The organism is Streptomyces sp. NPDC048002 (genome assembly GCF_040653275.1).
In the GTDB taxonomy this organism is placed as follows: Bacteria; Actinomycetota; Actinomycetes; order Streptomycetales; family Streptomycetaceae; genus Streptomyces.
Map to the genome: position 1 here is coordinate 340,436 of NZ_JBEZNL010000001.1, position 12,133 is coordinate 352,568.

The window sequence follows — 12,133 nt, forward strand, 5'->3', positions numbered from 1 at the left end:
CCAGCCCCCACCCAGCCGCACCGAACCCGGGTCTCAGCGACGCAGGGGCCAGGCCGCATGCGAATGATCCGCGTCCTGGCCGGCATACCGGGCACAGGAGTCCGTGAGGACCTCCAGCAGACTCAACGGATCCGGCAGCGGATGCTCGGGCCCGCGCACCCACCGCACACCCTGATCATCACCGGAGAGCCGCGCGGGCGGTACGAGGACGTACGAGCCACGGCAGTGCCAGCGCAGACCCGGATGCTCGTCCATGGTCTCCGGGTGGCAGTCCAGCTCGCAGGGCCACCACTCGTCCTCGTCCTCGGGGGTACCGCGGGTGAGGGTGAAGAAGAGCAGGCGCCCGTCGTCGCGCTCGGCGACCGGGCCGACCTCGATCCCGGCTTCGAGGAGCCGTTCGAGGGCTTCCCGGCCGGCCTCCAGAGGGACGTCGAGGACGTCGTGGACCATGCCGGTGGCGGTGATGAAGTTGGCCTGCGGCTGATGGCGGGCCCAGCGCTCGATCTGGGCGCGGTCGGTGGTGGACTGCGTCTGCCAGGCGAAGGACACGGGGTGCTGGGCGGGGGTGGGACAGCCCACCCGGTCGCAGGAGCAGCGGTAGCCGGGGGCGGGGTGCGCGGCGGGGGCCAGCGGGAGTCCCGCCTCGGCGGCGGCGAGCAACAGGGTCTCGCGACCGCCGTCGTCGGCGGTCTGCTGGGGGCGGCGGCCGCGCAGCCAGCGGGAGATTTTGCCCTGTGGACCTCGGTCGCCGAACGCCGCGCTCATCTGTCCCCTCGCCTCGCTGTCGTGCAAAACAGCATGCCTCATCGTCCCACCTTCCTGCGCCCCGGGGGGCCGGAGCCGACAACAGGGGTACGTGGGACGAGCCAGGGATCGAGTGCTATTGCATGCTTTGGCATGATTTACGAGCCTACGGTGTCGCCAGGGTCACGTGGAGCGGACCGGCGGCCTCCGGAAGTGCGCGGACGGCTCAGCGGGGCGCGATCCCGTGGAGTGCGTAGTCGACGAGGGTGTCGGTGTACTCGTGGGAGATGGGCCCGGTGTACTGGAGCCAGCGCTGCGCGAGCGGGGAGACGAACAGCTCCAGGGCGATGCGCGGATCGATCTCCGGGCGGACCTGCCCGGCCTCCTGGGCGGCGCGCAGCCGCGCGACGTAGAGCTGGAGCGAGGGTTCGAGGAGTTTGGTCACGAACTCCCGCCCGAGCTGCTCGTTGACGACACCCTCGGCGGCGAGGGCGCGTGAGGGCACCTCGAAGCGCGGGTCGGTCAGCTCGTCGACGGTGGCACGGAGCACGAGCTTGAGGTCGGCGGCGAGGTCGCCGGTGTCGGGGATGGCGTACGGCTCGTGCCCGGCGTCCCGGTTCGCCTGCTCCCCCAGGTCGAGGAAGGCCTCCATCAGCACCTCGGCCTTGGAGGACCACCAGCGGTAGATCGTCTGCTTGCCGACACCGGCGCGGGAGGCGATCCCCTCGATGGTGGTCCTGGGGTAGCCGACCTCGCCGACGAGGGCGAGGGCGGCGTCGTAGATGGCGCGGCGGGACTTCTCGCTGCGGCGGGCGGAGTCGGGGGCGAGGTTCTTGGCCATGTGTCGAATTTACCAGGTTGACAAGACGGAGCGTCTCGCCGGACTCTGGAAGAGTTCGCAGCGAGACGATACGTCTCGGCTTACTGGGCCCTTGCGGGCCAAGCGCATGGAAGGAGCCGGTGATGTCACGAGGCGGAGCCGGAAACATGCTCGGCGTGGGCGGCACGCGCAGGAACCTGGGCCGGGACGCACTGCGCGGCGGCGGCCGCGGCGCCCGCGCGGCCGGGCCGCAGGACCCCGCGGCCCAGAAGCGGGACCTGCTGCGCAGGCTTCAGGAGAAGCGCGGGGAGGCGGCCACGGAAACGGAGACGGCGGAGGACTGACGCACACCGTCCGGTCCTCGGCCTAGGGGTTCTGCTCCGGCGCCGGGGGCCAGGTGTCGCCCCAGTCCGCGTCGCGGGCGGCCTTGTACAGGTCGCCGTGGCGCTTGGTGACCGTCGTCCGCGCCAGGGCGGGTGCGGTCTCGCAGAGGTCGAGCAGGACCTGGCCCTTGCGGATCTGGGGCCTGCGGACGACCCGGGCGGGCGCCGGGTCGACGGGGAAGCGGGCGGCGGCGACGTACGCGAACTTCTCGTCCTCGTAGGCGAGAGACCCGCCCTTCACCTGGCGGTGCAGGGAGGAACGGCTGACCCGCGCCGAGAAGTGGCACCAGTCGGTGCCGGGGACGATGGGGCACCCGGAGCTGTGCGGGCAGGGCGCGGCGACATGGAAACCGGCCGCGATCAGCCGCTCCCGGGCCTCGATGACCCGGCTGTAGCCGTCCGGGGTGCCGGGTTCGACGAGGACGACGGCCTGAGCTGCGGCGGCCACGGTGTCGACGAGGGTCGCGCGGTCCGGCTCCGCCAGCTCGTTGAGGACGTAGGAGACGGTGACGAGATCGGTGCTCTCGACGGAGAGCGCCGCTCCGATCCGGGCGTGCTGCCAGCGGACGTCCCCGAGATCGGGGTTGGCGGCGGCGATCTCCCGGCCGAGGGCGAGGGCGGGCTCGGCCCAGTCGAGCACGGTGACCGGACGCGGGCCGGGCCAGGTGGCGCTCACGGCCCAGGTGGCGGCGCCGGTGCCGCCGCCGACGTCGACCTGGCTCGTCGGCGTCCACTCGGGGGCGGCGTCAGCGAACGCCTCCAGCGCCGAGCGGACCGCCTCGAAGGTGGCGGGCATGCGGTAGGCCGCGTAGGCGGCGACGTCGGCGCGGTCCCGGAGGATGGGTGCGTCGGTCGGGGTGGCGCCGCGGTAGTTGGCGATCAGCCGGTCCACCGCGGCGGCGGCCTGTCGGGGCGGAAGTCCGTCGAGGAGCCCGTCGAGGGCGCGGCGCAGGGTCTCTGCCGAGGTTACGCGGTCATACACCCGCCAATCGTAGGCGCAACCGAGCACGCGCCATCACCGCGCCTCTAGGGGGTTCAGATTCGGGTGCGGCCGAGTGGGGGCTGGTCGCGCAGTTCCCCGCGCCCCTGAGTGGGTACCGCCAGGGCATGCCGAGCCAGTCCCCACCCCAGGGGCACGGGGAACTGCGCGACCAGCCGAAGGCTGGACAGGGGCGCGGGGAACTGCGCGCCAAGCCCCCACGCACCCGCAGCCGACCCACGATCGCCCCCTTGGGGGCGCGGGGAACTGCGCGACAAACCCCCACCCCGCCGCACCCGAACACGGTCGTCACCGTTCCCGTACCGCTCGCGCCACCCGCGTGGCCGCCGCCGCGCGCGGCCCACTGTCCGGGGCCCGGCGACGCGGGTGCACCGTGTTGGCGAGCAGGATCAGGAAGGTGTCGGTGGCCCGGTCCAGAACCAGCATCGTCCCGGTGAACCCCGTGTGCCCGGCCGCCCCGCGCCCCGCCAGCTCCCCCATGAACCACTCCTGGTCCATGGCGAAGCCGAGCCCCGGCGGGGTCAGCAGCAGCTCCACGAAGTCCGGGCCGAGGATGCGCGCCGGCCCGTAGGAGCCCCCGGCGAGCAGGGCACGGCAGAACACGGCGAGGTCGCGGGCGGTGGAGAAGAGACCGGCGTGGCCCGCCACACCCCCCAGCGCCCAGGCGTTCTCGTCGTGGACCACGCCCCGCAGCAGCCCGCGCTCCGCCTTCGCCCAGGGCCGCCGCTGGTCCTCCGTGGCCGCCGCGCCGGGGCAGGGGCCGAAGTGGGTGGCCGTCATGCCCAGCGGGCGGGTGATGCCGTCACGGATCAGGACGTCCAGGCCGCGGCCGGTGATGCGTTCCAGGACGTGCTGGAGCAGCAGCGGGTTGAGGTCGGAGTAGCAGTACGTGCCGGGCACGCCCACCGGGACCTCGGCCCGCAGCCGGTCGAGCCGCTGCGTGTCGTCGTCGTAGTCGTGGAGCGGGAGGTCGGGCCGCAGTCCCGAGGTGTGGGTCAGCAGCTGCCGTACCGTCACCCGGTGCCGTGCCGCCGCGCGGAAGTCCGGCAGGTACGCCCCGACCTCCGCGTCGATGCCGAGCGTGCCCCGCTCGATCTGCTGGACCGCGGCGACGGCCGTGAACAGTTTGGTGACCGAGGCCAGGTCGAAGGGCGTCTCGACGGTCATCGGCACCCGCGCGGCGCGCGGCAGCTCCACACCGGTGTCCGTCTCCGGGTCGTGGGAGGCGTAGCGGACGGCCCAGCCCGCCGCCTCCGCCACGGCCACGCAGGGGCCGCGGCCGGCCATCACCACCGTGCCGGCCGCCCAGGGGCGTTCGCCCGTGGTGAGGTCGTGGACCTCACGGACCAGGTGCCCGAGTTCCTCGGGGTCCAGTCCGGCGCGCTCCGGTGTCTCGCCGCGCAGTCTCGGTGCGCTCAGCTGTCCGCCCCCTCCAGGCTCGCGCGTCGCTTCCAGGGACGGCACATTGCCACGAAGCAGGTCACCGCCACCACCGCGGCCACCAGTTGGACGACGGCCATGGGGACGGCCGTGTCCTCGCCGGCGACACCCACCAGCGGGGACGCCACCGCGCCCACCAGGAAGGAGGTGGTGCCGAGCAGCGCCGACGCGGATCCGGTGGCCTGCCGGGTGCGCATCAGCGCGAGCGTCTGGGTGTTGGGCAGGACCAGGCTCATCGCCGCCATCAGGACGAACAGCGCGGCCGCGACCGGCACCAGGCCGACCTCGCCGAACACCCCCGTCGACATCAGCAGCAGCGCGACCGCCGCGAGCGTGACCACGGCGAGGCCGGCCCCCAGCACCGACTCCAGGCTGACCCGCCCGACCAGGACCTTGCCGTTGATCTGGCCGACCGCCACCAGCCCGACGGAGTTGAGGCCGAAGAGGAGACTGAAGGTCTGCGGGGACGCGCCGTAGATCTCCTGGATGACGAACGGTGACGCGGCGATGTAGGCGAAGAGCGCGGCGAAGGTGAAGCCGCCGGTCAGCATGTAACCGCAGAAGGCGCGGTCGGCGAGCAGCCCGCGCATCGCGTGCAGCGCCTGCCGCACGCCGCCCGCGTGCCGTTCGGACGGGTCCAGCGTCTCGGGGAGCAGTGCCCACACCACCCAGGTCAGCAGCGCCCCGACGACCGTCAGCACGACGAACACGCCCCGCCAGTCGGTCACGCGAAGGATCTGCCCGCCGATCAGCGGCGCGACGATCGGCGCGACCCCGGAGACCAGCATGAGGGTGGAGAAGAAGCGGGCCATCTCCACGCCGTCGTAGAGGTCGCGGACGACGGCCCGTGCGATGACGATGCCGGCGGCGCCCGCGAGTCCCTGCGCCAGGCGGAGGGCGACGAGGGTCTCGACGGTGGGGGCGAGCGCGCACAGGGCGGTCGCCACGACGTAGACCACGAGGCCTGTGAGCAGCGGGCGTCTGCGGCCCCAGCGGTCGCTCATCGGGCCGACCACCAGCTGCCCCAGGGCCATTCCGACCAGACAGGCGGTCAGGGTGAGCTGGACGGTGGCCGCGGGGGCGTGCAGGGACTCGGTGACCTGCGGCAGGGCGGGCAGGTACATGTCCATCGCGAGCGGTGGTGTGGCGGTCAGGCCACCGAGGATCAGCGTGACGAGCAGACCGGTGCGCCGCAGGGTGCGGGCGGCCGGTTCGGTGATGGCCGCGGCCGTCTGCCGGTCGTTCGGTGGGGATGTCCTGGACGCCCCGCTGTCGGGCATGTGCCCTCCCTCTTCTCGCTTCAGGGCCCCTATGCTCTCAGCTCGAACACAGTGCCGAGGGTCGCTAGAGCAAGGGTGGGGTTCGGGATGACGGAGCAGAAGGTGCGCTGGGGAATCCTGGCGACCGGAGGGATCGCGGCGACGTTCGCGGCCGATCTGGTGGATCTGCCGGACGCCGAGGTCGTGGCGGTGGCCTCCCGTTCGCAGGCGTCGGCGGACGCGTTCGCGGAACGCTTCGGCATCGGGCGGGCGTACGGCGACTGGGCCTCGCTCGCGGCGGACGGGGACATCGATGTCGTCTACGTCGCCACCCCGCACTCGGCGCACCGGGAGGCGGCCGGTCTGTGTCTGGAGGCCGGGCGGAACGTGCTGTGCGAGAAGGCGTTCACGCTGAACGCGCGGGAGGCGGAGGAACTGGTCGGCCTCGCCAGGAAGCGCGGGAGCTTCCTGATGGAGGCGATGTGGATGTACTGCAATCCGCTGGTGCGCCGGATCAAGGCCCTGGTCGACGACGGGGCGATCGGTGAGGTGCGCACGGTGCAGGCGGACTTCGGTCTCGCGGGCCCCTTCCCGCCCGCGCACCGGCTGCGCGATCCGCAGCAGGGCGGGGGCGCGCTGCTCGACCTCGGTGTGTACCCGGTGTCGTTCGCGCACCTGGTGCTCGGGGAGCCCTCGGACATCGCCGCGAGAGCGGTGCTCTCCGACGAGGGCGTCGATCTCCAGACGGGTGCGCTGCTCTCCTGGGAGAGCGGTGCTCTCGCCTCGGTGCACTGCTCCATCGTCGGCGGTACGGCGAACTCGGCGTCGATCACCGGCTCGCGGGGCCGGATCGACATCCCGTTCGGCTTCTTCTTCCCCGACCACTTCGTCCTGCACCGGGACGGCCGGGACCCCGAGACGGTCACCGCCGACCCGGCCGACGGCCCCCGCAACACCATGCGCCACGAGGCGGTGGAGGTGATGCGCGCCTTGCGGGCCGGCGAGCAGGAGTCCCCGCTGGTCCCGCTGGACGGCACCCTCGCCGTGATGCGGACGCTCGACACGATCCGGGACCGCGTCGGCGTCCGCTACCCCGCGGAGACCGCCGGGGCCTGAACGGCAGGGACCCGGACCCCAGGGACCCGGACCGCAGGGACCGAGACGGCAGGGACCCGGACCGCAGCCGCCCGGACCGCAGGGGCGGAGACCGCAGCCGCCCGGACCGCCGGGGCCGGGCCGGCTCAGGCCGTCACGCCGGCTTGAGCCCCTGGTCGCCGACCTCGGTGACGAAGGACGCGTACGTGGTGAGGGCGGCGCCCTGCGTCGTCACGTACGGCACGGTCTTGTAGTCGATCCGCGCCCGCTCCCGGTCGAGGGCCACCGTCGCGTAGCCGCGCTGCCCGTTGTAGAACCTCAGGTGCGGGTTGGCGGCGAGGTAGGTGGCCCAGTTCGACGGCTTCTCGGAGCCGTTGCCGCCACTGCTGACCGAGGTCGTGACGATCTCGGTCCCCAGCGTCCGCGACTCCGGGTCGTCGAAGTCCCGCTTGATGTCGAAGCCGTAGGACACGTGCACGTCGCCGGTGAGCACCATCAGGTTGCGGATCCCGGCGGCCTCGGCGCCCGCCAGCACCCGCTCGCGGGAGGCCGGGTAGCCGTCCCAGGAGTCCATGGAGACCCGGGAGGGCAGGGTGGTGGAGTTGTAGCGGCGGGAGAAGGTGACCTGCTGCGGCACGACGTTCCACACCGCGTCCGACCGGCGCCAGCCGTCGAGCAGCCAGCGCTCCTGGGCGTCCCCGGTGAGCGTGCGGCCCGGGTCCTCCGACTCGGGTCCGGAGAACTGCCAGCCGTCGCCGTACGCCTGGTTGGAGCGGTACTGGCGGGTGTCGAGGACGTCGAACTGGGCGAGCCGGCCCCAGTGCAGGCGCCGGTAGAGCTGGAGGTCGGGGCCGCTGGGCAGCTGCGGGCGGCGCAGCGGCATGTTCTCCCAGTAGGCGCGGTAGGCGGCGGCCCGGCGGAGCAGGAACTCCTCCGGCGGGACGGTGTTCTCGGGGGTGTCGCCCGCGTAGTTGTTCTCGGTCTCGTGGTCGTCCCAGGTGACGACGAAGGGGTGCGCGGCGTGGGCCGCCCTGAGGTCGGGGTCGGTCTTGTAGAGGGCGTACCGCAGCCGGTAGTCCTCCAGCGTCGTCGTCTCGCGGTTGAAGAGGTCGGGGAGGGTGCCGGCGGGGTAGGCGCGGGCGCCGCCGACGGAGGTGACGGCGTACTCGTAGAGGTAGTCGCCGAGGTGCAGGACGACGTCCACGTCGTCCTCGGCCAGGTGCCGGTACGCGGTCCAGTAGCCCTGGTCGTAGCGCTGGCAGGAGGCGAGCGCGAAGGTGAGGGCGCCGCCGCGGGCGTGCTCGTGGGGCGCGGTGCGGGTGCGGCCGGCGGGGCTGGTCCAACGGCCCGCGCGGAAGCGGTAGTAGTACTCGTGCCCGGGGGCGAGGTGGTCGACCTCGACGTGCACGGTGTGGTGGAACTCGGGGTGCGCGGTGGTCTCGCCGCGTCTGACGACCCGGCGGAAGCGCTCGTCCAGCGCCACCTCCCAGCGGACGGGGATCCGCTCGGCGGGCAGTCCGCCGTCCGCCTGGTACGGGGTGGGCGCCAGGCGCGTCCAGAGCAGGACGGAGCCGGGTTTCGGGTCGCCGGAGGCCACTCCGAGGGTGAAGGGGTCGGCGGTGATCCGGGCGGGGTCGAGTTCGGCGGCCGCGGCCGTACCGGCGGCCGGCAGGTTCACCGCGAAGGCGAGCGCGGCCGCGGCACCGCCGACGGTGAGGAAGCGGCGCCGGTTCAAGTGCCGTGCGGTGGCGCGGAGTTCGGGCGCGTGCTGGGACTGGCGTGCGTCGAGTGTCATCCGGTTCTCCCCAGGCGAGGTGATTGCCTCAGGCATTGGAGTGGCCGGGGACGACCCTCGATTGGCGCGTACACAACATTCGCATGACGGACTGATGAGTTCCGGATGCCGGACCCTCCCGTACGCTGCGGGCCCATGAACACCATGCGAACTGAGGGACCGAGGACCGCCGTGGTGACGGGTGCGGGCTCCGGCATCGGACGCGCGGTCGCCGTGGAGCTGCTGCGCGCGGGCTGGTCGGTGGCGCTGGCGGGCCGCCGCACCGAGACCCTGGAGGAGACCGCGGCACAGGCACCCGAGGGGGCGGGTCTCACGATCCGTACAGACGTCTCACACCCCGAGCAGGTGGCGGCGCTGTTCGCGGCGACGGTGGACCGGTTCGGGCGGGTCGACCTGCTGTTCAACAACGCGGGGACGTTCGGTCCGGGCGGGGTCCCGGTGGAGGAACTCCCCTACGAGGCCTGGCGGCACGTGGTGGACACCAACCTCAACGGCGCGTTCCTGTGCGCGCAGGCCGCGTTCCGGCAGATGAAGGGGCAGGATCCGCGGGGCGGCCGGATCATCAACAACGGCTCGATCTCCGCCCACACCCCCCGCCCGCACTCCGTCGCCTACACGGCGACCAAGCACGCGCTGACGGGACTGACCAAGTCACTGTCCCTGGACGGCCGGCCCTACGGCATCGCGGTGGGACAGATCGACATCGGCAACGCGGCGACCGACATGACCGCCCGGATGCAGACCGGCGCGCTCCAGGCCAACGGCGAGATCGCACCCGAGCCCGTGATGGACGTGGCCGATGTCGCGCGCACGGTCCGGCACATGGCGGAGCTGCCGCTGGAGGCGAACGTGCAGTTCGCGACAGTACTGGCGACGGCGATGCCGTACGTGGGCCGCGGCTGAGCCCGCCCCGGGCGGCAACGGGCGCCGCCCCTCAAGCGGTTGACTCCACAACCTACACATACGGAATTTAACCGTCCGCTCCATTGCGGCCGGTCGGAGCCATATGCTCAAATCACCTACACAAGAGCTTCACAGTTGGAAGGATGGCCTTCCGCCGACCACACCGAGGGGGGAGACGGCAGCCGTTCACGGCGCGGGTTGGGGGTGGACCCCGCGCGGGACCGCGGGGTGCGCTCCGCGCCGTGAGCGGCTGCCGCACAGACCGGAGGTCGGCGGGACCGAAGGCCCACGGCGGGCCGGCGGGCCGGCGGGCGGATTCTCAGCTCGCTCACATTCCTTCTCAGGTCGTACATAACCCTTACTCACGGCCACGCAACGTTTCGTCCCTAGCTTGAGGCCGCGCCCACAGCGGGCGCCAAGAACCTCGAGGAACGGGATGTTTGGCATCTATCTCAAGCGCGAGCTGAGCCGGCGCAAGAAGGCGGCTCTGGTGGTCGCCCTGGGTCTGGCGCTCGGAATCGCGCTCGTCATCACGGTCAGCTCCGTGTCGGCGGGCATGCAGAAGGCGCAGGACAAGGTACTTGAGAGCCTCTACGGCCTCGGTACCGACATGACGGTCACCAAGGCCCGCTCGGCGCCGACGGACAACGCCTCGGGCGGAACCTCCGGCGGTCCCAGGTTCGAGTTCGACGCCGGCTCCGACGAGGACGCCGAGCAGAGTTCGGACCGGGTCATGACCCAGGGCGGCGAGGCACTGAAGGCCGCGCTCGTCGAGAAGGTCGCGGCGCAGAACGGCGTCGCCGACGCGGTCGGCGCCCTCACCCTGAACGTCACCAAGGTCGACGGCTCCTTCACCCAGGGCGAGGCCCAGTCCCAGGACCAGGGCCAGTCCCAGGGCGGCCCCGGCGGCGGTGCCGGCTCCACCGGCCAGCCGCAGGTCCAGGGCGGCGGCGCCTCCTTCGACGTCAACTCCTACTCCGTAGCCGGCGTGGACGTCACCAACCAGGACCTCGGCCCGCTGGCCGGCTCCGAGATCACCTCCGGCAAGACCTTCACCACCGCGCAGGCCAACGCGAAGGTGGTGGTGCTCAGCAAGTCGTACGCCAAGGAGAACGAGTACAAGGTCGGCGAGAAGTTCAAGATCTCCGGCACCAAGTACACGGTCATCGGCATCGCCACCCCGGAGAGCAGCGACTCCACGACCGACGTCTACCTGCCGCTGAAGCAGGCGCAGACCCTCGGCGACGCGAAGAACCAGGTCACCACGATCTACGTCAAGGCGACCGACTCCCAGCAGATCGACGCCGTGAAGTCGGCGATCCAGAAGAACATCTCCGGTACGACCGTGACGACCTCCGCCGACCTCGCGGAGACCGTGTCCGGCTCGCTGTCCACCGCCTCCGACCTCGCCACCAGCGTCGGCAAGTGGCTGTCGATCGCGGTGCTCGCCGCCGCCTTCCTGGTCGCCGCGCTGCTCACCTCCTCCGCCGTGTCGCGCCGGGTGCGCGAGTTCGGCACCCTCAAGGCGCTCGGCTGGCCGAGCCGCCGGGTGACCCGGCAGGTGGTCGGTGAGTCGATGGTCAACGGCCTGATCGGCGGCGGTCTCGGTATCGCCCTCGGCCTCGCGGCGGCCTACACCGTCACCGCGATCAGCCCCAAGCTGACCGCGCAGCTCGGCTCCTCCGGCGGCGGGGGCGGCATGGGCGGCGGCCCCGGCGGCGGCGGTGGCGGCATGGGCGGCGGCCCGGGCCAGCAGTCCACCGCCAACACCATGGAGATCGCCCTGTCGGCGCCGGTCTCCGTCACCACCATCGCCCTCGCGGTCGGCCTCGCGGTGGCCGGCGGCCTGATCGCCGGCGCCATGGGCGGCTGGCGCGCCTCCCGGATGCGCCCCGCGGACGCGCTGCGCAGCGTCTCCTGACCCCTCACCGAGATTTCGGAGAAGAACCCATGTACAAGCTCACCGGCGTCACCAAGCGCTACACGCGCGGCAAGGAGACGGTGGAGGCGCTGCGCGGTGTCGACCTGACCATCGCCGACGGCGACCAGCTCGTCATCCAGGGCCCCACCGGCGGCGGCAAGTCGACGCTGCTCCAGATGATCGGCGGCCTGGACCGCCCCTCCGAGGGAAGCGTCGAACTCGACGGCGTCGACCTGGCGAAGGTCAGCGAGGCCAAGCTGACCCGGGTACGCGCCGAGAACATCGGCATCATCTTCCAGGCGTTCAACCTGATCCCCACGCTGACCGCCCAGGAGAACGTCGAGACGGCCCTGGTCCCGCTCGGCGTGAAGCCCGCCGAGCGGCGCGAGCGGGCGGCCGAGGCCCTGCGCTCGGTCGGCCTCGGCGAACGCCTGACGCACGTGCCCTCGGAGATGTCCGGCGGCCAGCAGCAGCGCGTCGCCATCGCCCGCGCGCTGGTCAAGCGCCCGAAGGTGCTGCTCGCCGACGAACCCACCGGCAACCTCGACGAGGGCACCCGGGACGACATCATGGCCCTGCTGGAAGGGCTGTGGCGGGAGCACGGGCTGACGTTCGTCATGGTCACCCACGACTCGTCGATCGCCCGCCGGGCACCGCGCCTGGCGACGATCAGGTCGGGACAGATCACGCTGACGGAACAGCAGGTGGCGTACTGACGCGACCGGAAGGGGCCCGGTCGGTACCTGTGGAGGTACCTACCGGGCCCTTCCTGT

General features: G+C 72.3%; 11 protein-coding genes. 5 read left to right on the forward strand and 6 right to left on the reverse strand.

Annotated features, from left to right (window positions below; all coding sequences use genetic code 11):
* Positions 1 to 33: 33 nt before the first annotated feature.
* Complete coding sequence (locus AB0E07_RS01515; RefSeq protein ID WP_362245741.1) at positions 34 to 765, reverse strand: bifunctional DNA primase/polymerase; 732 nt, start codon at positions 763 to 765, stop codon at positions 34 to 36.
* A 205-nt stretch (positions 766 to 970) separates the two neighbouring features.
* The gene (locus AB0E07_RS01520; RefSeq protein WP_362245174.1) at positions 971 to 1,585 is read right to left on the reverse strand and encodes a TetR/AcrR family transcriptional regulator; all 615 of its coding nucleotides are present in this window, start codon (positions 1,583 to 1,585) and stop codon (positions 971 to 973) included.
* A gap of 122 nt (positions 1,586 to 1,707) precedes the next feature.
* On the opposite strand from AB0E07_RS01520, the gene AB0E07_RS01525 reads away from it, so the two are divergent.
* Positions 1,708 to 1,908, forward strand: a complete 201-nt coding sequence (locus AB0E07_RS01525; protein ID WP_362245176.1) for a DUF6243 family protein — start codon at positions 1,708 to 1,710, stop codon at positions 1,906 to 1,908.
* 22 nt (positions 1,909 to 1,930) lie between these two features.
* Here AB0E07_RS01525 and AB0E07_RS01530 read toward each other — a convergent pair whose 3' ends face one another.
* The 3 genes from AB0E07_RS01530 to AB0E07_RS01540 all read right to left on the reverse strand — a co-directional run bounded on the left by AB0E07_RS01530 (position 1,931) and on the right by AB0E07_RS01540 (position 5,667).
* Complete coding sequence (locus AB0E07_RS01530; RefSeq protein WP_362245178.1) at positions 1,931 to 2,929, reverse strand: small ribosomal subunit Rsm22 family protein; 999 nt, start codon at positions 2,927 to 2,929, stop codon at positions 1,931 to 1,933.
* Between the two features lie 306 nt (positions 2,930 to 3,235).
* Positions 3,236 to 4,411 (reverse strand): serine hydrolase domain-containing protein, encoded by a 1,176-nt coding sequence (locus AB0E07_RS01535; protein WP_362245180.1) that lies wholly within the window; start codon positions 4,409 to 4,411, stop codon positions 3,236 to 3,238.
* Positions 4,363 to 5,667 (reverse strand): multidrug effflux MFS transporter, encoded by a 1,305-nt coding sequence (locus AB0E07_RS01540; protein WP_362245182.1) that lies wholly within the window; start codon positions 5,665 to 5,667, stop codon positions 4,363 to 4,365. Before AB0E07_RS01540 ends, AB0E07_RS01535 begins: the two co-directional genes overlap by 49 nt.
* Positions 5,668 to 5,754: 87 nt before the next feature.
* On the opposite strand from AB0E07_RS01540, the gene AB0E07_RS01545 reads away from it, so the two are divergent.
* Entirely contained in the window at positions 5,755 to 6,762 is a 1,008-nt protein-coding gene (locus tag AB0E07_RS01545; RefSeq protein WP_362245184.1) for a Gfo/Idh/MocA family oxidoreductase, read from the forward strand.
* Between the two features lie 133 nt (positions 6,763 to 6,895).
* Here the strand turns inward: AB0E07_RS01545 and AB0E07_RS01550 are convergent, their stop codons facing one another.
* A complete protein-coding gene (locus tag AB0E07_RS01550; RefSeq protein ID WP_362245186.1) occupies positions 6,896 to 8,536 on the reverse strand; it encodes an alkaline phosphatase D family protein in 1,641 nt (546 codons plus the stop codon).
* Positions 8,537 to 8,671: 135 nt separating this feature from the next.
* Here AB0E07_RS01550 and AB0E07_RS01555 point away from each other — a divergent pair, with 135 nt between their 5' ends.
* The 3 genes from AB0E07_RS01555 to AB0E07_RS01565 all read left to right on the forward strand — a co-directional run bounded on the left by AB0E07_RS01555 (position 8,672) and on the right by AB0E07_RS01565 (position 12,076).
* Positions 8,672 to 9,439 carry an SDR family oxidoreductase gene (locus tag AB0E07_RS01555; RefSeq protein ID WP_362245188.1) on the forward strand — a complete coding sequence of 256 codons (768 nt, stop codon included), beginning with the start codon at positions 8,672 to 8,674 and terminating at the stop codon, positions 9,437 to 9,439.
* A 436-nt stretch (positions 9,440 to 9,875) separates the two neighbouring features.
* Positions 9,876 to 11,360, forward strand: coding sequence for an ABC transporter permease (locus AB0E07_RS01560; protein ID WP_362245190.1), 1,485 nt, complete (start codon positions 9,876 to 9,878; stop codon positions 11,358 to 11,360).
* 29 nt (positions 11,361 to 11,389) lie between these two features.
* Positions 11,390 to 12,076: an ABC transporter ATP-binding protein gene (locus AB0E07_RS01565; protein WP_362245192.1), complete on the forward strand. Its 687-nt coding sequence runs from the start codon at positions 11,390 to 11,392 to the stop codon at positions 12,074 to 12,076.
* Positions 12,077 to 12,133: the final 57 nt, after the last annotated feature.